Genomic DNA, 24,545 nt, shown 5'->3' on the forward strand with positions numbered 1-24,545 from the left:
TCCACCAGTTCAGGAAGCCGTTGATTACCTGAGTAATCCAATCCCAGACGGGCTTCACGATTGATTCGTACAGCCAGGTGAACACGTTTCCGAAGTTAGTAACGGCGGTAGACATCGCCGGCGTGAATGTAGTATCCCACCAGGACAGGAAGCCATTAATTACCTGGGTTACACCGTCCCAGACGGGCTTCACGATTGATTCGTAGAACCACTGGAAGACCGGGCCGAGTGTATTATCGAAAGCCCACTTGAGGCCGTCAAAGACGGTGAGAATAATTGCGATTGCCGCAACGATAGCCGTCTTGATTACCGTCCAGACAGGCTCAACAATATTTGTGAGGAACCATTGGAAAGCAGACCCTACAGCCTGCAGGCCACCATTGAGCGCGGGGACGAAGTTCTCATTCCACCATGTAATGAACCCTCCAACAACCTGGCTAATGCCGTCCCAGACAGGGCGAATGGCGTTCTCATACAGCCAAGTGAACACGTTGCCGGCCTCTTGGACTCCATCATTGACTTCGGGGACGAAGTTCTTGTTCCACCACGTGATGAACCCGCCGACCGCCTGGCTAATCCACTCGAAGACAGGACGGATTGCATTCTCGTACAGCCACGTAAAGGCGGAGCCTACAGCCTGGAGCGCCCCATCGACGAAGTCTCGGAACCAGCCGACCTTTTCATAGGCGAGGATTAGTCCGCCCACGATGAGCCCAATGACGGTGAGAATGATATTGCTCTTGGTAGCGGCGCCAGCTGCCTTCTCCAGGAAGGTATGGGCAGCGGCCACCAGCATGGTTGCCTTCTGCCACCCGTTGTACGCAGTGACGACAACCCCGATACCTGCTGCGAATGGTCCCCACCATGAGGCGGTGTCCTCGATGAAGGTGAAGGTATTACGGACAGCATCACCAATCGACCGCATGATGGAGACAGCGCCTGGCTCACCGTCGGGGACGGCGAATAGCCCCCTGAAGAACTCAGCGATTCCTGCGCCGGCGTTCTGCAGAGTGGGGATGAGCACGTCTCGGAAGACAGGGATGATGTTGTCTACGACCCATTGCTTGACGGATTCGTAGAAACCCCTGATTGCGAAGGCGGCGACTTCCATGAAGCCGGGGAACCCGGCGGATGTCACGTCACCGTCAAATTTCTCCCACGCGGCACCGAATGCCCTGAAGCCGCCGCCAACCTCGGTGAGCACGGGGTTGAGCTTCTCTCCGAAGGCGTCCATGAGGTTCACGACTGTGGGTAGCAGCGCGGAGCCAATTTTGGTTTTCATGTCTTCCATGCGAGCGGAAGCGACCTGCATCTTATGTGCGAAGGTGTCAGACTCGCGAGAGAAGTTACCCTGCGCATCGGTTGACTGCTCAAAGAGGAGCGCTTGGGTGATGAGTTGTTTTTCCTGGGTGGAGAATGAGCCGCCGACCTTCTTGATACCGAGTTCAAGGCCCTTCGCCGTGAGCGCGGCGTCGTTTAGGCTGATGCCGTAGCGTTCAATCGGGTCCATCTCGCCGCGGAGAGCTGCAGAGATTGCGTCAATCGCCTCTTGCGTGCTACCGCCGTAGAGGCTGGAAAGGTCAGCGCCGAGCTGGATCAAACCATTAGTTTTCTCTCCAAGCTCGTCAATGCTGGTGCCTCCATTTTTCAATGAAGCGCCAAGCTTTGCCGCTAGCTCGTTGTAGGCATTGGTGGAGATGCCCACAGTTGAGCTCGCAGTGGCGGCATACTCGTGCATGCGTTCGGCGGAGCCCTTGAAGACGGCGTCGACGGCACCGATTGACTGCTCGATATCGCCGGCCTTGAAGATCGCGTCACGCCCGAAGTCGAAGAGCTGCACACCGGCAAAGAGACCGCCGGCGGCAGTCAGCGCGCCAGTAAATGCACTTTTGAATTTGCCGCTGGATGCTCGTCCAGCGGCTTCTGCCTCTGCCTCGACTCCGTTGAATGCGCCTCGCAGGTTCTTCGTTGCGTCAGCCTTGAAATCCGCCATGGCGGACTTGAAGCCAGACTTCAGTCGCCCAAATTTTCCTGCGGCGTGCTCAGTCTCGGTGCCAAGCGATGCGGTGGCAGATTCTGCCTGGTGCAGGTCACCCTTTGCGCTCTTGAGAGCTTGCGCATACGCAGTCGTCTGGGCGACTGCCTTCCTGGAGATGTCGGTGTATCGAGCACGTGCACCGGCTACGCCTTGTTCTGCGCCAGTGAGCGATGCACTGGCGCTGTGCAGCTGGGAGCGGGCGGAAGCGAGACGGGATTCAGCCGCCAGCACTGCATCAGAGTTTCCACTCTTTCGTGCAGATGCCAGAGCGTCTTCGGCACGCTGGACCTTGAGGGTTTGTGCCTCCACCCGGCTCTGTGCGGCGAGAAGCTTTGCCTGCGCCTGCTCGATGCTTGCTGCGGCGGCGGCACGCTTACCAGCGGCCTGTTCCGCAGACTGCGCCATAGCCTTCTCAGCGTTTTCTACCTTCGCACGGATTGAATCCATGTCGATGGGGTTTGCCTCTTTAAAAGCTTTCGCCATAGAGGAGCCGATTTCGCGTCCAGCGCGGGTACCGTGGTCTCCAGCTCCCTTAAACGCAGTCGCGATCTGCTGAGTGAGGGTGCGGGTTTCAGCAGCCAGGGTGATATAGCCGGTAGCAAGTTCAATGGCTGCCATATGCCCTCCTATTTAGTTGTCGAAAAGCGCGTTGAGCTCGTCGATGGTGGTTACTGCGGTGGCCAGCTTCTGCTCTGCCGGGTCGCCTGGGCGTGGGATACGCTTGAACCTGTTAGCGGCGGCCTTGTCACCGCTCCGCTGGATATTGGCGGCGATGAGAGCCTCCATGCTGGTGAGGACCGGTTCATAGAGAGGATTTCCCCACTGCCACGAGTCAGGAAGCTCCGCCTGGCGGAGCGCTGAATCCCAGGGCGCGGTCTCTAGTGCAGCGATGATGTTTGCCCAGTTGCTTTTGCCTCGCCGGCTGGCGTCCCAATTGAGGTTGAGCTCCAGCAGGCGGGCGCGTACCGCTGATTCGTGGCGGCGGTAAAGGTCGAGGGCGGCTAGAATTTTCCCACGGTGCCGTGGGACCATTCTTCGATGAAGGTCTTGGTTTCTTCGGTGTCCATTTCCCAGAAGATTTCGGTGTCTTCCTTGGCTGCGCCTGCGCTGATGCACCAGTCGATGAGGGTGTTGAGGTCCAGGCGTTCCATTGCGGCGATGACGTGGTTGGGGGCCTGCTTCATGTCGGGGAGGGTGAATTCTCCGTTGAAGAGGGAGGATTCAAAGGTGAGGGAGCGGTAGAGCTTTTCGCTTTTTCGGGTGTGCTTCTTCTTGGTGGCCATGTGTGACTCCTTTTGTTTGGGTGTGACTCCTTGGTGGTCCTGCGCGCCGTGGGAGTCACGGTCACGGCGCGCAGGTGCTTTATAGGGTTATGGGTTTAGCCGGCGGCGACTACTGCCGCGGCGGGGCGGGTGCTCAGACCAGAGACGTCGATGAGCTCGTAGATGCCGGTGCCGGTAGCGTCTGCCTTTGCGCCGACTTCGACTTCGATTGCGGTCATCTCGGAGTGGCTGACGGTGGTGTCGCCAGTGACGAGGATCTGGCCTTCGGGGACGACGTAGCGCTTGCGGACCTTAGTGGCCGGGTCGATCGTGTTGAGGACGAAGGTCTGCAGGGGGGCAATGTCGGCGTTGTGCTTGACGGTGATGTCGGTGCCGTTGACGATGACGTTGTCAGCGCCGAGAACTGCGCGAAGAACATCGGGGGAGACAGTCGAATAGAGCCTGAAACTGAGGGATTCGCTGAACTTGGTGCGGATCTTGCGGATTTCGACGCCGCCCCATGCGTCTACGCCGTCGTCGGATGAGTCCTTGCTAATCTTCACGCCGTCAGCGGAGACGTAGCCGAGTTCGGTGAAGGCGGCGTTGAGCTTATCCCGTGCGTTGGTGGGGACTACGGTGCCGACGGGAGCAAAGAGGATGCCGCCGGTAATCTTTTCGGGCTTCGGGACAAACGTTTCGGTCAGGTATGCGGGTTCTGCCATTGGTTACTCCTTAGAGTTAGCGCTGAGTGCGCGGGTGGTTGTTGATTTCACCGTTAGTGCTGCGGTGAATGTCCATGCCGGGGTGGCGGGGTCGTCGATGGGATCGTAGGTGGGGATGCCTGCGGAGGTGACCCAGACGGGGTCGGGGAGGTAGTCCCATTCGCGGATGAGGGTTGAGACTGTGCGTGCAGATGTTTCTGCGATTGCTGGGTCTGGGTGTCTGATGTCGAGGGTGACGCGGCCGGTGAGGAGCTGGTCGGTGGTGAGCTGGTTCCCGCCGCCGTCCTTGATGATGACGCATCCGGTGAGCCCGTCCCAGTCTGCGGGGGGTTCGTCACGGTAGATGGGGAGGTCGTTGTATCTCGAGACGAGGTACATGTACGTGGTGGTGACGAGTCCTTCGAAGTCCCAGATGGTGTTGTTAGCGGCCGGCATCTAGGTTCCTCACGAGAGAGTTGTGTTTGCGGTTGTGGCGGGCGGCGTGGCCGGTGGCCATGACGGAGACTGCGCCTCGGGGGTCTTCGAGTGCGAGGTGGGTAACCTTGTAACCGATTGCTTCGCCGCCGGCGGCAGCTGCAATTTTCTTGGCGCGTCGTTCGAGGTCTGCGACTACTGCGGGGGATTTGCGCAGAGCTTTGATTGCTTCTTTGTTGATGGTTAGCTTGTTTTTTGCGCTCATGTGGTTACCCTCCGGATTTTGACCTCGGTGTAAAACGTTGTGCCGGTGAAGATGTTGGTGATTGGCGGAGAGACTCCTACGACCTGGTATGTGGTGCCGTTGATGGTAATTTTGTCTTTGGCGTGGATTGATGTTCCAGGTGTGGTGTAAAGAGTCTGCGTGTAGATGTCGGTCTCGGAAGCGCCCACACTGGTTGGTTCTACGGTGGAGGGGGCGTCGAGGAAGACCGTGATTTGTTCTTGTTTTTCTGTTGGCTTTTTGAAGCCACGGGAGTCGTATTCTGTTCCTGTGCGGCGGGTAAGCGTTGCAGTGGTTGAGTATGATGCTAGGCCGAACATCAGGGGACCTGCCTCAGCTTGTATTTCTCTAGCAGTGCTTTCTCTGTGGAGAGCAGGCCGCCGCCTGTGACTTCGCCGTTGTGCGTTGCGTATGCGACGTACTGCGTGCCGGCACGCTGAGAGGCGATAGAGCCGGGGGCGCCCATTGCTGCGCGGGCGGTGAAGTCCTGGATGACCTTCTGGACGTCTGGGACGGAATCCCAGCCGTGTGTGATGACGGCTGTGATGCATCCAGGACGGCGCGGGGTGAGGCACCCTGCAGGGAGCTGAATCCATCCGTCTCGGGAGAAGGAGAACCCCTCAACGGGCATGCCGTCAACGAGCAGTTCGTTGACGGCATGCACCATGTTCGAGGGAAGCGCAAGGCGGTTAGTGCCGTTGCCATCAAGCGTCAGCGTTTCCTCGATGACGGGGGAAACATGCCAACCGCACCAGGCGCGGACTGCGGCCTCCGCGGCTTCTCGGGGAGATACCGGCTGGGTGTTGATGGTCGGGTACTGTGGCATGTTTCCCCCTTTCCTATGAGGTGTTTACTTCAAGGTGATCTTGACAAATGCCTTCGGTGCCTTGACTGCCAGGGCGACGCGCTCCTCCGCCAGCACGCGGAAGCGGCCGTAAAGGAAATCGTCGTTGACGTCGTTCGACGCGGCAACGCGCAGGCCACCCTTGCGGTATGCGGTTGCTGCGGAGCTGTGGCCGATAAGGGCGGTACCGGCGGGGATTGCGTTGGTCTGAATGACGGGGATGCCCCAAATCGGCGGATCCACGAGCACGCCACCGGCACCGTAGGCACCGGTGAAAGCGCCGCCTCCCAGGTACTGGCCGTTACCGTCCTTCACCAGGCGGAGCTTGGTGTAGTCGTCGGGATGGATGACGAGACCGTCTGCGCGTAGGCCGGTGGCCTTGAGCATCTTGGTCTGTGCGCGCAGGATTGCGTCGAAGTTGTCGGCGGCAGTCGCTGCGGTCTCGCTCTGGATACCTGCAGTGGTCAAGATGCCAGTCAGGTCGTTGCCGGTACCGGTACCGCTGAGGAACTGCTCCTCCTCCACGCGAACCAGCTGCTGGAGCAGGTTGGTGTTGATCTCGGTGGCGAGGAAGGACAGGTCTTCTGCCATTTCCTTGGTGATCATGTGCCAGCCGGCAATGTTCTTCAGCGAGATGTTGACAGAGGTCAGCGGGGGCGGGGTAACGCCTGCGCGCTTGGTGTTCTCTGCCGCGCCGCCGGGGCGGCCAGCCGCCGCAGTCCATTCGTTTCCGGTGAAGAAGGTAATGGAGTTGCCGTCGATGGTACCCGAGGAGAGCCACTTGCCAATGCTCGGACCCTCTACGTAAGCGGGGATGATGTTCTTATCAACATCGGTCAACAGGGTCTGCAGGCCGGTGCCGGTAGCGGCGTTGGTGGTGGTCACAGCGTCGCCGGCGGCCTTGGAGCTGATGAATTCAGCGGTTGCCTTGCGGGACGCGCTGAGCATGCCCAGAGCACCGGTCTTTGCGAGCGCGGTGACGACCTCTCGGCCGAAGCTGACAGCGCCCTTTTCAGCGGCGGGCTCGGGCTGGGGCTCGGGCGGCGGGGTGCCCAGTGCCTTCAGCAGTGCGTTGGTTTCTGCGACTGCGTCCTGGTCTGCCTTCAGGTTCTCCATGTCGTGGCGGAGCTCCTCGAGGCGGGTGCGGTTTACAGCTCCACCCTTTGCGGCGGCGGCGAGCAGTTCTTCTGCTTCTGCCTTGACGGATGCGAGCTGATCATTGATGGATGCCATGTTTGGCTCCTTTCTATGCGAAATATGCTTTGTACTCTGCCAGCTCTTCTGCCGTGAGCGTGCGCGGTGTGTCAGCCGGGGCCTCCTTTCCCTTGGCCGTTTCCGGCTCCTCGGGATTGGGCTTTGGGTGGTCCTTGCCGCTACTCTCGACGTCGGGTTCGGCGTCATCAATAACTGACTCGAGAAGTTCTACGGCGCGCTTGAGGGTTTCCAGGTTTGAGGAGGAAATCTTGCGGCCGGCTTTGAACGCCTTGACATCAGTAAGTTCGGTTTCGGTGTTTGCTCCAATCTGGACGAGGGAGACCTCGAAGAGTCGGAGCTTGGTCAGGTCAGTGCACTTGTCGTCTGCGTTTTCGGTGCAGTCTTCGATGACGTATGCGAATGACATCTGATTGACGAGCTTCCTGCGGATGAGCTCGTAGGCTTTTGCAGCCTTGGGGTTCTCGAGGTCGAGCTGGACGGTAACCTTGAGGCCTCGTTCGTCCTCGACGGCTGCAAGGGTTTCGCCGATGACCATTTCGGGGTCGTCGAGGCGGTGTCCCCAGTAGCAGGGGATACCTGCGCCGCCGGCTCGGTAGTCGTTGGCGAGGGTTTCTGTGAAGGCGCCCGGCATGACTCGGTCGCCGACGGAGTCGATGTTGCCGAAGACTGCGGCGTAGCCGGTGAAGATACCCTTGCGCTCTTCTGATTCCTCGATGATGGAGACAGCGCCGGGGGCGGCGTCCTTATAGTGGATTGTCATTGGTCTCTTCCTGAATGTCTGTGTACGGAGGAGCGCCGCGGGTCTCTACCTGCTGGTAGATATTGCGGGCGGTACCGGCGGGGTCTGGTGCTGCTGAGTTCTTTTTGAGGTCGTCAGCGAGCTCCTTCTCGAGGCGGCTGATGGGGGTCTTGCCTCGTGCCTGGTGGATTCGCTCGGCGCGTTCGAGGTTGTCTCGGATAAGCTCTGCTGCTTTTCCTCCGCCTTGGTATGCGGAGCCTCCGTCTTGCGGCGAGGTTTGTCCGCCGACGATGACGTTGAGGGGGGTGATGAGTTCGTCTCCACCGGGTACGGGGGGTAGGTTGTTGATCCGTCGTGCTTCGTTTCGGGTCATCCAGGGGCCGCCGGTTGAGGTGGAGAAGATGTTCGCCTGGTCTTCGATGGAGCCGCGGAGCATTTCCTGGACGTTGAATTCGACGAAGTACTTCTTCCGGTCGATGCCGAGTTGCGGTAGGACGAAGGTGTTTAGGCGGTCTTCAATTGATCGGACAAGCGGGCCGAGCGTGCCGCTGAAGATTGCTCGGTTCATTTCTCGCATGTTGGCGTAGCTGAGTCCGTCGGTTGCGCCGAGGAGCCCTGCGGGGATCTGGAACACCTGAGCCACGGTGTGCAGGCTGAGGGTGATTGATTCTGCCCACTGTTCGTCTGCCGATTTGAAGGTCGTGGATTTGATTTCCATGCCGTCTTCTAGCAGAGGAGTTGAGCCTGCGCGTGCGCCGTGGTCTCCGGTGAAGTCCTCGAACATTGCGTAGAATCGCCTGCGCGCGTTGTTGTCCCATTCTGGGGCAGAGGTCGGGCGGCTGATGTACGTGCCGGCTCGTCCGCTGCGGCGCCAGAGCTGAATCCTGTACCGGTGGCTGTGGTAGTTTTCCTCGAGCACCATGCGGAGGGTGTCGAGGACGCTCCATGAGTTGCCGGGGGTCGGTGACCAGCCGGTGAAGGTGACGCATTTGTCAGCGGGTATCTCTACTGCTGAGCTCTTGCCCGGCGGCTGGACCTTGTAGTGTGAGATTGACTCCCAGGTGTCCCAGACTGGGGTTACCCATGCGGTGGGGAAGGGATGAATCTCTGGGGTGCCGTCGCTGCCGGGCAGGAAGAACCAGTGAGCACGGTTGTACAGGGTCAGATTCGCAACGAGGTCGTAGATGAGCTCATATCCCGTCATCCACGAGTTCGGCTGCCCAGATAGGAGCTCATGCGCGAGGTTGTTGGTGTTCCTCTCTCGATGCTCCCCATCGCGAACGAAGGTGTGGATAGCCATTTGGGCGACGTGGCGGGCGTACCAATCGACCGCGGCCCTAACGTAGGGCTGGTAGCGGTAGAGAGCGGCGAGCGTTGCGACTGCGGGGTTTGATCCGTCGGTCCCTTCAGCGTTGTTGACGAAGATGTCTACGTGGCGGCCTTGGAACGTGCCTGCAGTCCTGGGGAGGCGGTTGATGATGGCCTCAGTGATAATCTGGCCGATACTCTGTGCTACCACCATTTACCTCCGTCCTCGATTTGATCTGCTGTGTACCAGTCTTCGTAGTCGCCGGCGTATGCGCTGGTTTTCTTTTCGGGTGCTTTCTGAGAGGTCAGTCCCCAGAGCGCAAAAGCTGCGGCACAGGCCGGCGCGATGTCGATGGGGGACTTTGAGCGGTTGAAAACGAAGGCGTCGCCCATGCTCTTGACCTGGATTTCGCCCAGCGCAAGGGTGAGCGCGGGCTGGTCTCGCCACCGAATCGAATGGTCGATGACTCTGTCGTAGAACTGCGCGTATGCATTGGTGAGGGCGGTGCCTTCACACTTGAGTACGGCGGTACCGGCGGCTTCGATGTAGTCGATGAGAGACGAGGCTGGGGCACCTCGTCCCTGGATGATGACTGCTGCAGGTTCGAAGGTGAGCTTCTCAGCGAGGAACGCCGGGATCCATTCGGTGTTGGGACGCTGGGCTAGCACCTCAACGTGGGGGAGTCCGTCTTCACGCCATGCGGCGAGTGAGATGGTGGACATCCTGCGGTCATCTGACACGTCGACTGAGATATAGATGGGTGACTCTTGCGCGGGTTCACTGTCAGAGTCGAGACACTCTAGAAGGTCTTCTTCCTTGAACAGGGAGTCCTCTGCAACGTTGACCCATTGGCATAGGTTCTCGGTGCGGAACTTATGCTCGGGCATGCCTTCGCCAGGCTTACCGACCAGCGCGGCACGGGCGGCGAGAGTTTCCTCGCTCGGGCCGTGCGGGTAGCCGAGCGAGGGGTTTGCCATTGCCCAGGCTTTTCGGTCGAAGATGTCACAGTCGTCAGGAGCGCTGTATTCGAACAGCGCGAGAGACGGATCAGCCGGGCTGTATTCCGTGCCCTTCGCTTGTGCGGCCTCCCACGCCTGTATTTCTTCGATGCCCTTTGCGCGCAGGCTCCGCAGAACTTCCGACTTCGCTTCGCCGGCGTTGGATACGGCGATTGTCTGCGCGGAGGTAATTGCGTTGGTCGTGTTGGTCATTGCTGACCATGCTGACCATTCACGTTGCTGACGAAGCTCGTCGAAGGCGAGGTCGGTGACAGTGAGTCCGCGGCCTCCATCATCGCTGGCGGCCTCGCATCGGTAGCGGGCACCATTGGTGAGCTTGATGAATTTGTTTCCGTTCGTATCGCTCTTCTTTGCAAGGCGAGCGCGGATAGGCGAGTTCTTGAGCACGGTGTGCGATAGGTCAAGAATCTCTTCTGCCAGAGATAGCTTGTGGGCTGTGCCGAGAACCAAGGTCGGTTCTTCTTCTGGGCCGTCCCAGGCGACCATGCGCCACAGAAGGCGGGTGCTCATGATGTAGCTCTTGCCGTTCTGTCGGGCGACGAGCAGGAGAACGGTCTCAAATCGGAACTGAGGAACGTCATCTGAGACAAAGCTGCCGGGGGAGAGCTCCATCGAATGAACGAGGAACCACTTCTGCCAGGGGTGGAGAGTACGTCCTAGCGCGCGCTCAGCAAATTCAATGGCTTCGAATCCGAGGCTGGTCTCGGGGGTGAGCTTGCGTAGCGGGCGAGTCCAGAGGCGGGGAACGGTGGAGCCTTTAAGCGGGGCGCTTTCTCTTGCTGAGGATTTCATCAACAACATCCACCTTCGCGTCCTTGGTAGCCATTTCGCCGCGGGAGACAGGAGTTAGCCCCAGCGCGGTGAGGGTGCGGTTGAGGTTAGGACCGGCAATGTTGAGGCACTTGAGCCAGACATCCCAGGTTCCGTTTTCGATGCAATCGTCCCAGGTCTCATCGAGGGTGCGTGCGTATTCGATTGCAAGGGCGCTGGCGGCGACGTCCATGTCCTTGATGACGCCTGCAGCTTCTGCTTCTTCGATAGCTTCTTTGACCAGCGGCGCAAGGTAGACGCGGGAGGTTACATCGTCCAAATCGAGCATGTAATTTCTCGCATTTCTTTACACATAAACGCATTTCTTTTTACACGGGCTATAATCGCGCGCGCGTCCCCCGGTTATCTTGGCGGGGGGAGAGGAAGAGAGCCCCCAGGAATGTTCCGCGGTGAGGGAGGTTTATTTTCTGACCGCCCCTACCCCTGTACGGCTAGACGTGCCAGCGGCGGGACGGGATACCAATCTTGTTGATTGCTTTCTTGTTACCCCTGTTTCGGTTGCACTCTCTGTGGGAGGCTCTGAAGTTTGCGGGGTCTTTGACGAGCTCGGGGTGAGTAGACACGGGGTGCAGGTGGTCGAGCTCGAAAGCTTCGTCGTTCACTGTTCCGTCATCATCTCGCCACGGTAGTGAGTAGTCGATGCTCTGGCCACAGAGCCAGCACGGCGTGCCGTCGGCGGCGCACTGCTCAAAGAATCGCTGGCGGAGTCGCCAGTAGTCTCTGCCACTGCGTAGGTTTGTAGCCATGTGTCATCTCCTGTGCGAGTGGGTTGATGCCAGGGACAGCAAAGCCCCCGGCACCTGACGGATACCGGGGGCTTTGGGCACAGCTGTGCCCGATAGCTTTTATTTTACTAAAGATTCTCCAGCTTGCAAGTGGGCGAGGCGCTTGATTGCGTCGAAGCCCGTCTCAGTCCAGCCGCAGGCTCCGCAGCACGTCATGACTCGGGTTGACGGCTGTTCTTCTGGACGGACGATGATGGCGAGCGCGGCGTCTACTTTGGTTGTGCCGTCGGTGAGTTGGCGGGTGTGGGTTGCTTTCTTGCATCGGGGGCAGGGGGTGTTGTGGAGGTGGACGGTGGTGTGGTTGAGGGTTCGGATGCGTCGTGTCCAGTCTGCGGCGTAGATGGTGGCGACGGTTCTGTTCTCGGCGATTGCCCATTCTCGGACGGCCTGCTTGAGGCTTGGGTTGGGGGTGGTGGTGTACGGGGCGGTGCGGTTGCGGATGTCGTGTTCGAGTTCGATTGCGTCGAGGTTGCAGATTGCGCCGGTGTTTTTGTTTTTGCCGCTGCGGCCTGTGCCGTTCCTGTCGGTGACTGCGATGCGGAGTTGGTCGAGGAGGGGCATTTCTTGGATGACGGTTGTGGTGCCGTCGTCGAGTTTGCGGATGCGGGGGGTGCCATCGCAGAGGGCGGTGATCATGCTTTCGAGTGTTGGGGTGGGGTGCATGGGGTGCTCCTGTGCGTTTGTTGGGTGGCGCGGCGGCTGGTGTGGCCGCCGCGCCGTGGTGTGTGGGGTGTTAGTTTTTGATGGTTTTGTAGGTGTAGTTGGGGAGGGTGGGGTGTTTGGTGGTTAGTTCACTGGATTTGTAGTGGAGGGTGTAGTGTTCCCAGTTGGTGGGGAGGAGCGAGCGGAGTAGGCGTTCGATTTCGTTGCGGCGGTCTCCTGGGGTGTTGGGGTCGTAGTCGATGGTGGCGCACATGATGGGGTGGTCGGGTGTGGTGTTGGGGTAGATGGCGAGGCGTTCTAGCATTGTTCGGTTCCTTCCTTGGTGAGGTTTTCGGTTTTCCATTCGAGGTATCGGGCGAGGCGTTCGAGGTCGAGCGCGTGCTTGACGGTGTTTTCGTCGGCGGCGGGGTTTGCGATGATGCCTTCGCAGAGGGTGTGTACGTGTGAGGTGACGTAGCGGGCTTGGTCGGCGAGGTTGGTGTTGATGTCCTTTCGGGTGGGGGTGTGGTGGGGTTGGGGGGTGAGGATGTCGTCGATGCCGGGGACGGTGTTTGCGGCGAGCGCGGGGGCACTGTCCGTGCCTGCGGGGCGGGGTGCGGCAGGGGTGGGCTTGTAGCTGGTGGGCACGGGGCCGGCGAGGAGTTCACGTTCGTGTTGCTTGATCCAGGCGGCGGTGTTGAGGCGTTCGGGTTTATTGTGCTTGAGTCGGGCGTACTTGAGGCGGCGGGTTAGCGCGCTAGTGGGGGCGTAGAGGAGTTTGCTCTTGCCGTCTGCTGCGTATTCGATTCGGTTGTTGTCGGGGATTTGGGACTGCAGTGAGTTGCCTCGGTAGCCGGCGGCGCGGGCGATGTCGAGGATGCACCACCAGACGCGGGTGGGGTTGTGGAGTGCGTCGTGCTGGACGGTGAAGCGGATGGTGTAGCCGTTGTGGGTGGTGGTGCCGGGGAGGTAGGTGTTGGTGTTCATGGTGTTTCTCCTTAGTCGGTGGTGGGCTCGATGATGATGCGTACGCCCGGGGTGGGGTGGAGCTTATTGGTGTAGTTCTTGGTGGCGATGAGGGTGGTGCATCGTGCGTCGTCGTCGATGATGTCGGCGTTGGTGAGGGAGTCGAGTATGGCTCGTGTGAGTTTGTCGACGTCGGGTTTGACGGCGTGGATGCCTGCGCCGTTGGGGCCTCGGTATCGGGGTCGTTGGGGTGGGGTGAATCTGAAGTCGAGGTAGATGGTGAAGGGGCCGGGGACGCGGCGGCCTGCAGCTTGGGCGGCGAGCGCGGTTTGCAGGGTGTTGCGCCAGGGTTTGAGCCGCTTGTTGGCTTCGATGAGTCTGGCGCGGCGGCCGTGTCTGATTGCTGTTTTGGAGCCTTGGGGGATTGGGGTTCCTCTGACGAAGAAGGTTAGTGGCTCTGGGTGTTCGGTCATTGGGGTGTCCTTAGTGGAAGAAGCTGCTGATGACGGTGGCGAGGATGATGATGCCGGCGAATGAGAGGGTGAGACAGATCTGGGTGTTGCGGAGCTTGTCGCTGAGATCGGCGATGCGTTGGTCCTGCCAGTTGGCTCGGCGGTTAGTCTCGAGTCGTGCGTCGTCGGTTTCCTTGAGCTTTTCGTCGTGTTCCTTGAGGCGGTTGGCGACTGCTTCGGTTGAGGTGTCGTAGGCGGATTCGAGGGTGGTGAGCCGTTGGTTGAGGGTGGGGGTGTTCTTGGCTTCGGTGATGGCCTGGGTGAGGGCTTCTCCTGCGAGGCGCTTGAGGTCGTTGTAGCTGGTGGGCTGGTCGGGGGTGTTCATGGTGTTTCTCCTTAATGGGTGGTGGGGATGGGTAGGTCGTGGATGCTGTGGGTTGCCATGTAGTGTTTGGCGAGCATGCTGATGAAGTAGTGCTGCAGTTCGTGGCTGATGTCGAGTGGGCCGGGGCCGAGCTGTGAGTGCGGTGGGATTTTGTGGTTAAACCATGCGCAGCACTCTTCGACGGGGCAGACGATGAAGAGGTTCCGGAGGTTGTCGGCGCAGTCGAAGAGGTTTTCAACGCCGAGGAAGTCCTCGCCGGCGTTCCATGCGGCGGACGCGGCTTCGAGGCATGCTTCGCCTGCATCTACGAGGTGGGTCCACGTTACGGTGTGTTCCTGCTGGTAGTGTTCGAGCGTGGCGACGCGGACATCTCCTGGAGTGGTTCCGCTGGTGATGCGCATGTAGTTTTTCTGGCAGTCTTCGCAAAACATCTCCGTTGGCTGGGTGAGGTTCTCGAAATTGATGTGGGATATGCGCAGGGCGTTGCAGATTTGTGTGGCTGCGAGGTGGAATCCGCTGGTCATGGTGACTCCTAAAGGGTGGTTAGAACGGGGGCTGGTCGGTGGTGTACGGGGTGGGGTATGCCGGTGCTTGCTGGTATCCCTGCGGCGAGCGCGGGGCCGCCTGCGGGGCCTGCGGGGTGGGGTGCTGCTGGTATCCGTTGGTGGGCTGTGCTTGGTATCCGTGGGGCGGGTACTGGGTGGGTACTGGGTGGCGCGGTGCCGGGCGGGCGGCGGGGGAGCCGATGGGTTTGGGGGTGGTGGGTACGATGCCGACGACGGATGCGATGAAGCTGAGCTGGTGGCCGGGGGTTCCGTCGGTGCGGGTGTAGGTGCGCATTTCTTCGATTCCTCGGATGATGACTCGTGCTCCCTTGGTGAGGTTTTCGGCTACGGCTTCGGCGTTCTTGTAGGCGGCGACGCGGCGCCAGGTGGTGCTGATGGTCTTGTAGGAGCCGTCGTCGAGTTGGCGGACGCGGTTGTCTGCGACGGAGAAGTTGCAGACGGTGCCGCCGCCGGGCAGGTTGTGCAGTTCGATGGTTTCGCCGACGTTGCCGACGATGGTCAGTTCGTTAGACATGGGTGAGGTCCTTTCCGATGGTGTTTGCGATTGCTTGTACGTTGTGCGCGGCGTTGGCGTTGGTTAGCGCTTTCAGCTGCGGGCGGGGGTATGGGGGGAGTGGCTGGGCGGTTCCTCGGTGGTGCGGGTCGATTCCTGCGAGGACTCGGTTGTAGCGGTTGATGAGGGCGGTGATGTTGACCCAGTCAGTCTCGCTGTAGACGTCTTCCTTCTCCTCGTTGATGAGTGCCAAGAGCCGGTTCAGGGTGCGCTTCTTGTGGGCGAGCGCTTCGTCCTTTGCCTTGAGGCGCTCCCAGGCTTTGGCAATGTCGGGGATTTGGGGGGCCCCGTAGAGGCGTTCGGCGTAGAGCTCTTTGATGAGGTCGGTGCTGCGCTCTGCGGGGATTTCTCCGACGAAGATGCCTGCAGCGGCTTCTTGCATGGGGTCGAGGGATTCGACGCGGGTGTCTGTGGCGATGAGTAGTAGCCAGAATTGTCGGAATTCGTCGAGTGTCATGGGGGTGCTCCTTTAGGTGAGGGCGTAGTAGTTAGTGGTGGGTATCTGGGTTGGGGGTGGGGTCTTTGGGTTGAGGGCGTTGACGGTGCCGGCGGCGCGGCGGGCGAAGCTGCCGGCGGCGGGTTTGATCCGGTATGAGTCGGGTTCGTCGAGCCAGTCGTCTTGGTTGAGCCAGGAGGATGCGTGCTTGATGTGCTCCTCAGCGCGGCCGAGGCGGGTGACGTATCCGCGATAGGCTGCGGCGGCTGTCTTGAGTTGCTCTTCTGTGGCTCCGCGTTTCTTCGCTTTTTCCCAGGCTTTGAACGCTGCGGCTTTGCCTCGGTTGGAGGGGTAGATTTTCCAGAAGTCTTCGAAGGCTTCGGTGTATTCGCCGAGCGGCCGTTTTTTGGGTTTTGCAGGCTTGGGGGTGGGCTCTGTCTCGGTCAGCTCGAAGAGCTGACCATGAGTGTTATCTTCCCTTGGTTCTCTTCTATGGTTCTCTTCTATTGTTAGTGTGAAGATTTCTTCATAGGGGGTGTGAAGATTTCTACATGGGGGGTGTGAAGATTTCTTCATAGGGGGTGTGAAGATTTCTTCATAGGGCTGTGAAGATTTCTTCATAGGGGGTGCAGGCTCCGTCATGGGGAGTGAAGTCGGCGGCGGGACAGGCTCCGACAGATGAAGAAGGTACCGATTTGAGCCCTGCCCTCCACCCTCGAGTTCCCGGTTAATCCGCGTGATTACTCCCTTCTCCTCAAGGAGCCCTAACACCGTCCATACGCTCCGGTGATGAAGCCCCGTCATTTCGCCGATTCGTTGCGCCGACGGGAAACACATACCCGTCGTGGCGTTCATACAGTCGGCGAGCGCCAGCAGAACCACCTTTTCCCGTGGGGTGAGTCCGGTGACTTTCCATGCGGCTAGGATGTGTCCGTAGCTCATGTCAGCGCTCCGATTCTTTCGATGTCGAGTTCGCACCGGTATTCCGATGCGGAGGGGACGATTTTGAGGAAGGTGACCAGCCCAGCCGCACGCAGCTCTTTGCAGAGTTTGTTGGCGGTGGGCTGGGAGATGCCCAGGTGTTGGGCGAGGCTGGCGGGGGAGAGGTCGCTGTGCCCGTTGGTGTCTGAGTGGAGGGTGATCCAGTAGAGGGCTCTGCGGTGGGTTTCGCTCATGCGGCAGTTCTTCTCGTGGTCGAGCCAGGTGGCTTCTGCGAGGGTGCCGAGGATATCGACGTCAAGCATTGTGTAGATCCATTCGGCAGAGGTCGCAGGGGGCGCATACGCCGGGTAGTTTCGCTGGGGTGCGCTGCGGGGTGCGGGCGTAGGTGATGAAGTAGCCTGACAGGTCAATGTCGACGGTCTTGCCGCAGAGAGCGGCGGCGCGGTGTTTACCGTAGGCGGCGGCCTGGACAAGAGTGGCATGCTCAACGATGTGCATGATCTGCCGCATGGTGACTCCTAAAGGGGGTGGTTAGTGTTTCTTGGTGAGGCGAGCGCGGCGAGCGCGCAGCCAGGATTGAAGGTGGTGGAGGTTCTCGATGTCTCGGGGGCTGTCGAGGGTTTTTTCCTCAACGGGGTGGATTCCTGCAGGCGGGTCAGCCGGCAAGTATTGCACGTCTTGTTCCTTGGCTTCCTTGCGAGCTCGAGCAGCTTTCCGCCTCTTGCAGATGAGGCATCCGTCCGTGTACTCGTCAATGTCTCCGCCGCAGCCCTTGCAGGCCTTCCGCGGCCGGGGGATACCACGCGAGTCTCCGACCAGGACCCAGTGGTCGTGGCGGTGCGCGCAGGTCTTACACGTCAGGTTCCGTGCAAGGAGCGAGCCTCCGCATCTGCCGCATAAGCCGTAACCCGGGGAACGGATGGCGCGCGGGTCCCCAGCACGGCGCCAACGGTTGTGGCGATTCGCGCACGCTTTGCAACCGCGAGTACGTTCCTCTGCAGGCGCCCCGCAACTGCTACAGGTATCCATTACTTATCCTTCCCTTCATAGGGGCGTCCCCAATCAATCGTGGAGATTTTCATCCGAGGCGGGGTCAGCATCTCCGCACTCGGGAAACAGCCGCGGTACGTCCTATGGCGAGCGCGGCGGGCTGACGCATGCGTCAGAGCCTTATCCAGCGACGACTGAGCGAAGCAGTAGCTAGTCTCTTCACTCCACGCCACAGCATTGATAGTCCAGCCATGCACACGCTTCCGCAGCGTCCCCTGGCTAATGCCCAAGACCTCCGCCGCCTCAGCCAACGTGTACAAACGCTCAGACCCCCCCCAATCAGCAGGGGACGGCAACTTAGCCCTAACGCTGCTCACAGAGACCACCTGCCTTCATGTCGTTCACCCAAGAACCCAGCAGGATTGCCGGTCCTGCAGGAATCAACGAGGCGACGAGCAGGACGCCGCGGATCCCGATATCTTCCTGAGCGCTCGCGACGCTGGCGACGGTGACGGTTGCGAGGACAAGTGCCCAGATGACGAGCTTGGTGTTTCGAATAGTGCGTTCCATTGGTGTTTCCTTACGAGACGATGAGGAGGAGGAAGAAGAGGGTGAGCGCTACGGCGACCCAGATTCCGAGGTTGATCCAGGCGAGGGTGATGAACTTCTTTTCCATGTATGCAATGTCTATGCGAGTGATGGCGAGGTCGTGCTTCAGGTTCGTCTGCTTGGCGTGCAGGCTCTGGGTGTAGCGGTCGAGCTGGGCGAGCGCCTTACCCTGGTTCTTGCTGGCGCCTTGTAGGATTCCGACTGCGCACTCGGTTTCGGTGAGCTTGCGTTCGTTCTTGACGATGCGTTGTACTGCGAATCCGACGTTGGCGTTCACGTCCTTCGCGTGCTGTGCGACCCGCCCGTTGAGGTGGTCGGTGAGGCTGCGAGTCTCGCAGAGTTCGTCCTGGAGGCACGCGATGCTGTTGTCGAGGCTGTCGATGTCGGCGCGGACCTGGTTGTGGTTGTCGATGATTGTCTGGAGTGCGGTGTGGCGGTGCTGGCGGCCTGCTGCGCGGTCGCGCTTGGTCTTGGGGTTGGTCATGGTGTGTCCTTCCTAATTGGTGCAGGGTGGGTCGATGAGGTCGTACCCGTCCCGATTCGCCGATAGCTCGCGCTCTTTTCCTTTTCTTCCTTCTTCTCTTCCCAGGCATCTTTAGTCACCAAGAAGCAGAAGAGTCCGGAGATGCCAGCCGCGGTAACGCTGGCGCCGAAGCAGACGGCGTTGAAGACGAGTTTGAACTGGTCGGGTTCCATTGGTGTCTCCTTAGTTGGTGGGTGCGCCGGGGGTGGTCTGGGTGATCTGAGTTGCCTGGTAGTAGGCGTAGACGGTGGCGGGGTCGTAGCGGACGGCGTTGCCGATGCGGATGTACGGCGGGTGGTGGGTGCGTCCGTCGTTTGCTGCGGAGCGTTCCTGTTCGATGGAGGAGACGCTGCGCTGGGTGAAGTCGGCGAGGTCCTGGGTTGTCCAGAGACGCGGCGGGACGGTGGGGGTGGTTAGCATTTCGTGTGTCCTTTCTGTAAATGAGTCCAATTGGACTCACATGGGTAAAAATTTTAGGGCGTGGTCTCACCCTGCAGGAGTCTATGGGCGGGGACTCCTAGCCAGTCGGAGATTTTGGCGAGCTCGGATAGTCGCAGGTCTGCCTTGCCTCGCAGGGCGTAGCTGACGTATTTTTGCGATTTTCCTAGCTTTTCGGAGAGCTCCGCTTGGGTTTTTCTCTGCCCACGCATGGCGTATCCGATGGCCGCGAGCGCCTTGTCTGTCTCGGTCATGTGCACCTCCTTTCCTGTGGTGATGGGTCCAGTATGAACCCAATTGGATTCAAAATCAAGTTTTTGTGGTAAATTTTTTTTCCTAGAGGTAACCTAGCAGGTATGGGACAACAATCTACAGCTAGAGTCACCGCACTGATTGCCGCTATTCACGAGGAACTGAGAGCGCTCGCAGCACGTCGGGGCTTCTCTCAAAGGCAGCTACAGGATGAGGCAGGCGTGAGTCAGTCTGTGATCTCAAAAACGATGTATCGCAATGCCTCTACACTGTCGCTAAGCCAAGCGGAAGCCTTGGCGAATGCCCTCGGTGAGCCTCTCTCTGTGATTATTGAGCGGGCAGAGCGCAAAATCGCCGTGCGAGAACAAGTGGCGGCTCCCCTTACTGATGCTCAGCTGGCTGCTCAGATTCTTGCCCGCGCTGAGGCAGCAACCAAGGCCGGCTACCGCCTCGCCGCGCACCCTGCAGATAAGGTCATTACCGACGATTCAAGCTGGGGCGCATAATGCAATCCAAAGCAGAAATCTTCAACGACTTGGTGAACCGTGAAATCAAGGTATGGATGGTTCGGCGAGGTGAAGACCTACTGACTCTCGCCGCAAAAACTGGCATCTCAAAAAGCAAGCTCAGCCGCTCTGTCTATCGGTCGGAGGGCTCGCTCCCTGTTCGCGATCTCAAAACTATCTGCGCCGCGCTCAATGTGGACATGACGGTTATTATTTCTGCCGCAGACAATGCGCTGCGAGAACAGTTGGAGACCCCCCTTACTGATGCTCAGCTGGCCGCGCAGATTCTGGCGCGTGCCGAAGCCGCAAAGCGGGCAGGATATGCTTTGGCGGCACACCCTGCGGACGATGTTGTTAGTGAGGACTCGGGATGGGTAGCGTAAAAGGAAACCGTAGAGGCACGGGCCCGGCAAGTCGCTTTAGTCAGCTTATTAACGCGGAATTGCGTGCCGAAGTTGCGAGGCAACGTCTGAGCTTGCGGATGCTGGAAGATATGACGGGGATTAGTAAGACTCGTTTGAGCAACACTATTAACCAAGATGCGTCACCTCTCAATACCAATGAGGTGGACTTGCTTTGCGAAGCGCTTAGGTTGAGCCCCTCGGATATCTTCCTGAAGGCGTACACTGCCCATGAGAAAGAGATGGGGCTTTAGTCAGCCCTGGTATAACTTCTATCCCCAAAAACCGATTCACTCATGACTTCTGTAAATACATATGACCCAGATGCCCATGCTGCTGAGCTGGGCATACGCATCATTGATGCCTGCCTGCCTGCAGGCACACTAGCACTCTGGGACGAGACAACAAGGACGATTCTCGCAAGCCCAGGGCTACTACACCGCCAGCGCCGCTGCGTCCTCGCCCACGAACTTGCCCACGCTACCCAGGGAGACACTCACTCTCCCCTCGACACTATCGCCGCGCTCAAGCGCGAACGTAAGGCTGACCAGATCGCCGCCGGATGGCTCCTCACTCCCGACGCGGTCGCAACAGCCCTGGCAGTCTCACCTGATTCACTCTCCGCCGCCGCCGCAGAGCTCGAAGTTACCGACCGCATTCTTGAGGCCTGGCTGAGGGCACAAAAATAGAGCGGCAACCCGGCTCAGCCGTTACTCTGAGCCAGATTGCCGCTCTCCGCGTGGTTACGTAAGGAAGAAAAACGTGGTCCCACACCATCTGGTGCGGGCACGAGTATAGGTGCGAAACCGCGCCCATGCAACAAGAAAGGACATAACGTGGTTCGCGACCTGCAGCACGTCGGAGCTTCTCTCAAAGGCAGCTACAGGATGAGGCAGGCGTGAGTCAGTGTGGGGTATTGCACTGGATTTTCCATCCCTCAACTTGAATATAGTTCCTATATGCAGTAGAATTATATATGTCGGGGTGAGAGACCGACAAACACAAATAAACAGAGTAGAAAGGTAGCACGGTGGAAACCTGGTTGGTTCCCATCCTCACCCTTATTCCTCCCATTCTCCACGAAGTTGCTGATATTATCAGGGCTTCCAAGGGGATGGAGCGAAAGAAGAAAGAGGAAGACGGCGAATAGCCGTTAAGTCCTAAGCCCGGTTCTGAAATAACCGTAATATCTCAGAGCCGGGCGGGCTTCCACCGTACCATATCGACATGAAAACCAACACCCTATATATCACGTTCCTCTACGCTCTGGCGCTTATCGCCGCATTCCTGGCAGCTCCTAAGGCTCCCGCCGTCCCGTGGGTCTCCTCCATTGTCCTGGCGGCGTGCCTTGCTATGCGTGGTATCTCCTGGCACCTACGCAAGAACCAGGAGCGCCACTAATGTCCCAGCCGCGTATCATCCTGCTATCCGCCGCCGATATCGCCGCCCACCTCGGGCTGGATCGAACCACCTTATCCAAGCGCGGCGAACTGCCCGCACCCGATTTCGTAAACCCCTCCGGTACCCGCCAAGCATGGCTACCCGAGACCGCCGAAGCATGGAACCGGGAATACAAGTCTCGCCCCGAATACGCCAAAGGCAGGGGACGCAAACCCCGCCAACAGGGCACCGGGGCGGAGTCGTGAGCCGGGAAAGGCTGCCCATCGGCGGGCATGGCACCATCTTCACCACCCGCACCAAAAACGGGGCATGGGCGGCATACGCCTACTACCGGGGGCTAGATGGGCAACGCAAACGGCTACGCGCCACCCGCCCCACCAAAGGCAAAGCCGAAGCCGCGCTACGGGAAAGGTTAGCCACCGCCACCCGCCTCGGAGTAGGGGCCCTCACCCCCGCCTCACCCCTCACCGAGGCAATCCAGGCATGGACGGAAGAAACGCAGGGCAAGAACCTCGCTACCCAGACCATGGACAGGTACCGGCACCTCACCGCCCGCACCCTCACCCCGCTACTGGGGCATCTGCAAATACAGGAGGCAACCCCCGGGGTCATGCACGCGCTGCTCAACCAGCTGCATGCCACCACCCCCAGCAATGCCCGCCTCGCTAAAACCATGCTCACCCAGGTGTTCACCATGCTCATCCGTATGGGAGTAGTAACCACCAACCCTATGGGCGCGGTCAGGTTGCCAGTGACCGAGGTGAAACATAAGCGAGCGCTCGAACCCGAGCAAGTGCCCCTACTGCTGGCGCGCCTGGACGGGATATGCCGCCTAGCGGCTCTCATTATGCTCTCTACCGGGGCACGCCCGGGCGAGGTGCTGGCTCTACGCGCTCCCGAAGACCTTGAACCTACCGGGGATGGTGGCATGGTCGTTCACCTGCGCGGCACCACCGTAGGCAGCGGCACCCGCGTATTCCGACAAGAGCAGCGCAAGAACAAGAAGGTGCTCTCTGTGCGGGTGCCCGCCACGGTTGCCGCCGCCATCACCGCCCAAGCCGAACAGGTAGGAGAGGGGCTCCTCTTCCCGCACTGGGTGCCTGGGCGGGAGGCGATCTCTTCTACTGAGCTGGCGCGAATCTGGAGGCAGCAGGTGGCAGGCACCGAGTTTGTGGGGGTTACTCCGCACGCCATGCGCACCACGGTAGCCACCTTCCTAGCGAGGGAGAAGAACCTGGACGCGGCGGCGGAGGTGCTGGGGCATTCCAGTGCCGCGGTGACTGCCCAGTTCTACGTGCAGCCTCGCAAAATCGTGCAGGGAGTGGCGCATCTAGTAGCCGAATCGCCCCAGATGAATGTGTCCTCTTAGTGTCCTCCTAGAACACCACAGGGTGGCTACTTCGTTGAATTGGCGCGGTTTTAGGGGGTACCGGTTAGAGCTGGGACTTCTAATCGGTCTTCCGATTCCTTGAATCCTTGAGACGCGCTCCTGCGTACACTGACCCCCGCGTCTCCTTCCGGATAACCCCGGTAGGAGGCGGCGGGGGTTTACCGTTTAAATCGCCGGGCTGGTGAGCCTGCGGGATCCGATGGGAAAGCGGGGGTCGTGCGGAAGCCGGGGAAATCAACGGGAAGGTGCAGGGAGGGCGTCGGAGAAGTAGGGGAGCGGTTGTGGCGGTTCCGGTCGTCAGATTTTTTACCTTCACCCCGTAGCATAAAAAGTTATTGATATATCGGGGTGCGGGGGCGTACTCTGATACGACTAACCATCGACACAGATTTGAAGGGAAACATCATGCGTTCAGTTGTTATGGAAGCCCCCGGCAAGGTCGTCGTCAACGAGGTCGACAAGCCGACCCTACTCGAACCTACCGACGCCATCATTAAGCTCGCCGCATCCTGTATCTGCGGCTCGGACCTGTGGTCCTACCGCGGCGCACAGCCCGTCGACCACCGGGCAATGGGCCACGAATACATCGGCGAGGTCGTCGAAGTAGGCTCCGAGGTCACCACCGTAGCCCCCGGCGACTTCGTCGTCGGCTCTTTCTGCATCTCCTGCGGCGAGTGCGAAACCTGCACCGCGGGCTACCCATCCCGTTGCCTCAAGGCCATCGCCGCAGGCGACGCCTTCATTGGCGCACGCTCTAACGGCACCCAGGCAGAATACGCCCGCGTGCCCTTCGCAGACGGCACCCTCGTCAAGACCCCCGCAACCCCCACCGCAGAGCAGATTCCGCACCTGATGGCCGCCTCCGACGTGCTCGGCACCGGCTGGTACGCGGCAGATGCAGCGCAGGCAGGCCCCGGCAAGACCATCGTCGTTGTTGGCGACGGCGCAGTCGGCCTGAGCGCAGTCATCGGTGCCAAGCAGCTCGGCGCGGAGAAGATTATCATCATGTCCCGCAACCCCGAGCGCCAGGCGCTCGCCAAGGCCTTCGGTGCAACCCACATCGTGGAGGAGCGCGGCGAAGAGGGTATCGCCAAGGTCATGGAGCTCACCGACGGCGTGGGCGCGCACGGTGTGGCCGAGGCTGTTGGCACCCAGCAGTCCTTCGACCAGGCCCTCGGATGCGTACGCCACGGCGGCTACATCGGCTTCGTGGGCGTGCCGCACGACAGCTCCATCGGCACCGATAAGCTCTTCGGCAAGCAGGTTCACTTGGAGGGTGGCCCCGCCCCCGTGCGCAAGTACCTGCCGACCCTCATCGACCTGATTTACAAGGGTGAAATTGAGCCCGGCCGCGTCTTCGACCTGGTTCTGCCCATTGACGAGGCAGCTAAGGGCTACGAGGCGATGGACCAGCGCACCGCCACCAAGGTGCTGCTGACCATGAACTAGGCACACACCTAGATTGCCGCGCCGCACATTGCAGTTGTGGTGCGTTCATGAGTGTCCCCGCCTCCGGTCCCTTCCCAAAAGGGGAGGGTACCGGAGGCGGGGATAGCTTTCGTTAAAAACCACTTTCTTGGTGCACGGGACGGCGAAGGAAAGGACAAATCGTGAGCTAACGCATAGAATGAA

Annotated in this window: 38 protein-coding genes; 8 read left to right on the plus strand and 30 right to left on the minus strand. The window is 59.8% G+C overall.

Annotated elements, in window-relative coordinates; genetic code table 11:
- The 30 genes from JX292_RS08580 to JX292_RS08725 all read right to left on the minus strand — a co-directional run.
- The coding region (locus JX292_RS08580; RefSeq protein ID WP_204863396.1) for a hypothetical protein at positions 1–2,656 on the minus strand (2,656 nt) is incomplete at its 3' end.
- A gap of 12 nt (positions 2,657–2,668) precedes the next feature.
- Complete coding sequence (locus JX292_RS08585) at positions 2,669–3,070, minus strand: hypothetical protein (protein ID WP_204863397.1); 402 nt, start codon at positions 3,068–3,070, stop codon at positions 2,669–2,671.
- On the minus strand, positions 3,040–3,321 hold the full coding sequence (locus JX292_RS08590) for a hypothetical protein (RefSeq protein WP_204863398.1): 282 nt from the start codon (positions 3,319–3,321) through the stop codon (positions 3,040–3,042). The genes JX292_RS08585 and JX292_RS08590 overlap by 31 nt, the downstream gene beginning before the upstream one ends.
- A 95-nt stretch (positions 3,322–3,416) precedes the next feature.
- Positions 3,417–4,022, minus strand: a complete 606-nt coding sequence (locus JX292_RS08595; RefSeq protein WP_204863399.1) for a hypothetical protein — start codon at positions 4,020–4,022, stop codon at positions 3,417–3,419.
- Between the two features lie 3 nt (positions 4,023–4,025).
- Positions 4,026–4,457 (minus strand): hypothetical protein, encoded by a 432-nt coding sequence (locus JX292_RS08600; RefSeq protein WP_204863400.1) that lies wholly within the window; start codon positions 4,455–4,457, stop codon positions 4,026–4,028.
- Positions 4,444–4,701, minus strand: coding sequence for a hypothetical protein (locus JX292_RS08605; RefSeq protein ID WP_204863401.1), 258 nt, complete (start codon positions 4,699–4,701; stop codon positions 4,444–4,446). Before JX292_RS08605 ends, JX292_RS08600 begins: the two co-directional genes overlap by 14 nt.
- Positions 4,702–5,038: 337 nt before the next feature.
- Entirely contained in the window at positions 5,039–5,545 is a 507-nt protein-coding gene (locus JX292_RS08610) for a hypothetical protein (RefSeq protein ID WP_204863402.1), read from the minus strand.
- Positions 5,546–5,569: 24 nt separating this feature from the next.
- Complete coding sequence (locus JX292_RS08615; protein ID WP_204863403.1) at positions 5,570–6,796, minus strand: phage major capsid protein; 1,227 nt, start codon at positions 6,794–6,796, stop codon at positions 5,570–5,572.
- A 13-nt stretch (positions 6,797–6,809) separates the two neighbouring features.
- Positions 6,810–7,538, minus strand: coding sequence for an HK97 family phage prohead protease (locus JX292_RS08620; RefSeq protein WP_204863404.1), 729 nt, complete (start codon positions 7,536–7,538; stop codon positions 6,810–6,812).
- A complete protein-coding gene (locus JX292_RS08625; RefSeq protein WP_204863405.1) occupies positions 7,522–9,039 on the minus strand; it encodes a phage portal protein in 1,518 nt (505 codons plus the stop codon). The genes JX292_RS08620 and JX292_RS08625 overlap by 17 nt, the downstream gene beginning before the upstream one ends.
- Positions 9,030–10,637, minus strand: a complete 1,608-nt coding sequence (locus JX292_RS08630; RefSeq protein ID WP_204863406.1) for a terminase large subunit — start codon at positions 10,635–10,637, stop codon at positions 9,030–9,032. Before JX292_RS08630 ends, JX292_RS08625 begins: the two co-directional genes overlap by 10 nt.
- Positions 10,603–10,944 (minus strand): terminase small subunit, encoded by a 342-nt coding sequence (locus JX292_RS08635; RefSeq protein WP_204863407.1) that lies wholly within the window; start codon positions 10,942–10,944, stop codon positions 10,603–10,605. The genes JX292_RS08630 and JX292_RS08635 overlap by 35 nt, the downstream gene beginning before the upstream one ends.
- Before the next feature lie 163 nt (positions 10,945–11,107).
- Positions 11,108–11,422 carry an HNH endonuclease gene (locus JX292_RS08640; RefSeq protein WP_204863408.1) on the minus strand — a complete coding sequence of 105 codons (315 nt, stop codon included), beginning with the start codon at positions 11,420–11,422 and terminating at the stop codon, positions 11,108–11,110.
- A 99-nt stretch (positions 11,423–11,521) separates the two neighbouring features.
- Entirely contained in the window at positions 11,522–12,124 is a 603-nt protein-coding gene (locus JX292_RS08645; protein ID WP_204863409.1) for a DUF7341 domain-containing protein, read from the minus strand.
- 70 nt (positions 12,125–12,194) lie between these two features.
- On the minus strand, positions 12,195–12,428 hold the full coding sequence (locus JX292_RS08650) for a hypothetical protein (protein WP_204863410.1): 234 nt from the start codon (positions 12,426–12,428) through the stop codon (positions 12,195–12,197).
- Positions 12,422–13,090, minus strand: coding sequence for a hypothetical protein (locus tag JX292_RS08655; RefSeq protein WP_204863411.1), 669 nt, complete (start codon positions 13,088–13,090; stop codon positions 12,422–12,424). Before JX292_RS08655 ends, JX292_RS08650 begins: the two co-directional genes overlap by 7 nt.
- Before the next feature lie 11 nt (positions 13,091–13,101).
- Positions 13,102–13,542: a RusA family crossover junction endodeoxyribonuclease gene (locus tag JX292_RS08660; RefSeq protein ID WP_204863412.1), complete on the minus strand. Its 441-nt coding sequence runs from the start codon at positions 13,540–13,542 to the stop codon at positions 13,102–13,104.
- Positions 13,543–13,552: 10 nt separating this feature from the next.
- The gene (locus JX292_RS08665; protein ID WP_204863413.1) at positions 13,553–13,906 is read right to left on the minus strand and encodes a hypothetical protein; all 354 of its coding nucleotides are present in this window, start codon (positions 13,904–13,906) and stop codon (positions 13,553–13,555) included.
- A gap of 11 nt (positions 13,907–13,917) precedes the next feature.
- Complete coding sequence (locus JX292_RS08670; protein WP_204863414.1) at positions 13,918–14,430, minus strand: hypothetical protein; 513 nt, start codon at positions 14,428–14,430, stop codon at positions 13,918–13,920.
- A 19-nt stretch (positions 14,431–14,449) separates the two neighbouring features.
- Positions 14,450–14,986, minus strand: coding sequence for a single-stranded DNA-binding protein (ssb, locus tag JX292_RS08675; RefSeq protein ID WP_204863415.1), 537 nt, complete (start codon positions 14,984–14,986; stop codon positions 14,450–14,452).
- Complete coding sequence (locus tag JX292_RS08680; RefSeq protein ID WP_204863416.1) at positions 14,979–15,482, minus strand: hypothetical protein; 504 nt, start codon at positions 15,480–15,482, stop codon at positions 14,979–14,981. Before JX292_RS08680 ends, ssb begins: the two co-directional genes overlap by 8 nt.
- 12 nt (positions 15,483–15,494) lie before the next feature.
- Positions 15,495–16,403 (minus strand): helix-turn-helix domain-containing protein, encoded by a 909-nt coding sequence (locus JX292_RS08685; RefSeq protein WP_204863417.1) that lies wholly within the window; start codon positions 16,401–16,403, stop codon positions 15,495–15,497.
- Positions 16,400–16,705: a MarR family transcriptional regulator gene (locus JX292_RS08690; protein WP_204863418.1), complete on the minus strand. Its 306-nt coding sequence runs from the start codon at positions 16,703–16,705 to the stop codon at positions 16,400–16,402. The genes JX292_RS08685 and JX292_RS08690 overlap by 4 nt, the downstream gene beginning before the upstream one ends.
- Positions 16,698–16,913, minus strand: coding sequence for a hypothetical protein (locus tag JX292_RS08695; protein WP_204863419.1), 216 nt, complete (start codon positions 16,911–16,913; stop codon positions 16,698–16,700). Before JX292_RS08695 ends, JX292_RS08690 begins: the two co-directional genes overlap by 8 nt.
- A gap of 21 nt (positions 16,914–16,934) precedes the next feature.
- Positions 16,935–17,078 carry a hypothetical protein gene (locus JX292_RS08700; RefSeq protein ID WP_204863420.1) on the minus strand — a complete coding sequence of 48 codons (144 nt, stop codon included), beginning with the start codon at positions 17,076–17,078 and terminating at the stop codon, positions 16,935–16,937.
- Between the two features lie 678 nt (positions 17,079–17,756).
- Complete coding sequence (locus tag JX292_RS08705; RefSeq protein ID WP_204863421.1) at positions 17,757–17,963, minus strand: hypothetical protein; 207 nt, start codon at positions 17,961–17,963, stop codon at positions 17,757–17,759.
- 10 nt (positions 17,964–17,973) lie between these two features.
- Positions 17,974–18,486: a hypothetical protein gene (locus JX292_RS08710; protein ID WP_204863422.1), complete on the minus strand. Its 513-nt coding sequence runs from the start codon at positions 18,484–18,486 to the stop codon at positions 17,974–17,976.
- A complete protein-coding gene (locus JX292_RS08715; RefSeq protein ID WP_204863423.1) occupies positions 18,483–18,698 on the minus strand; it encodes a hypothetical protein in 216 nt (71 codons plus the stop codon). The genes JX292_RS08710 and JX292_RS08715 overlap by 4 nt, the downstream gene beginning before the upstream one ends.
- 10 nt (positions 18,699–18,708) lie before the next feature.
- Entirely contained in the window at positions 18,709–18,945 is a 237-nt protein-coding gene (locus JX292_RS08720) for a hypothetical protein (RefSeq protein WP_204863424.1), read from the minus strand.
- Positions 18,946–18,998: 53 nt separating this feature from the next.
- Entirely contained in the window at positions 18,999–19,217 is a 219-nt protein-coding gene (locus tag JX292_RS08725; protein ID WP_204863425.1) for a helix-turn-helix domain-containing protein, read from the minus strand.
- Positions 19,218–19,319: 102 nt separating this feature from the next.
- On the opposite strand from JX292_RS08725, the gene JX292_RS09110 reads away from it, so the two are divergent.
- The 8 genes from JX292_RS09110 to JX292_RS08765 all read left to right on the plus strand — a co-directional run bounded on the left by JX292_RS09110 (position 19,320) and on the right by JX292_RS08765 (position 24,362).
- Complete coding sequence (locus tag JX292_RS09110; protein WP_204863426.1) at positions 19,320–19,721, plus strand: helix-turn-helix domain-containing protein; 402 nt, start codon at positions 19,320–19,322, stop codon at positions 19,719–19,721.
- Positions 19,721–20,104 (plus strand): helix-turn-helix domain-containing protein, encoded by a 384-nt coding sequence (locus JX292_RS08735; RefSeq protein ID WP_204863427.1) that lies wholly within the window; start codon positions 19,721–19,723, stop codon positions 20,102–20,104. The genes JX292_RS09110 and JX292_RS08735 overlap by 1 nt, the downstream gene beginning before the upstream one ends.
- Positions 20,092–20,376 carry a helix-turn-helix domain-containing protein gene (locus tag JX292_RS09145; protein WP_204863428.1) on the plus strand — a complete coding sequence of 95 codons (285 nt, stop codon included), beginning with the start codon at positions 20,092–20,094 and terminating at the stop codon, positions 20,374–20,376. The genes JX292_RS08735 and JX292_RS09145 overlap by 13 nt, the downstream gene beginning before the upstream one ends.
- A gap of 42 nt (positions 20,377–20,418) precedes the next feature.
- The gene (locus tag JX292_RS08745; RefSeq protein ID WP_204863429.1) at positions 20,419–20,811 is read left to right on the plus strand and encodes an ImmA/IrrE family metallo-endopeptidase; all 393 of its coding nucleotides are present in this window, start codon (positions 20,419–20,421) and stop codon (positions 20,809–20,811) included.
- Between the two features lie 538 nt (positions 20,812–21,349).
- Positions 21,350–21,523, plus strand: coding sequence for a hypothetical protein (locus tag JX292_RS08750; protein WP_204863430.1), 174 nt, complete (start codon positions 21,350–21,352; stop codon positions 21,521–21,523).
- Positions 21,523–21,768, plus strand: coding sequence for a helix-turn-helix transcriptional regulator (locus tag JX292_RS08755; RefSeq protein WP_204863431.1), 246 nt, complete (start codon positions 21,523–21,525; stop codon positions 21,766–21,768). The genes JX292_RS08750 and JX292_RS08755 overlap by 1 nt, the downstream gene beginning before the upstream one ends.
- Positions 21,765–22,892, plus strand: coding sequence for a tyrosine-type recombinase/integrase (locus tag JX292_RS08760; RefSeq protein WP_204863432.1), 1,128 nt, complete (start codon positions 21,765–21,767; stop codon positions 22,890–22,892). Before JX292_RS08755 ends, JX292_RS08760 begins: the two co-directional genes overlap by 4 nt.
- 426 nt (positions 22,893–23,318) lie before the next feature.
- Complete coding sequence (locus JX292_RS08765) at positions 23,319–24,362, plus strand: zinc-dependent alcohol dehydrogenase family protein (protein WP_204863433.1); 1,044 nt, start codon at positions 23,319–23,321, stop codon at positions 24,360–24,362.
- The last annotated feature ends 183 nt before the right edge of the window (positions 24,363–24,545 follow it).

The sequence above is a fragment of the Rothia mucilaginosa genome (assembly GCF_901875305.1).
Classification (GTDB): Bacteria; Actinomycetota; Actinomycetes; order Actinomycetales; family Micrococcaceae; genus Rothia.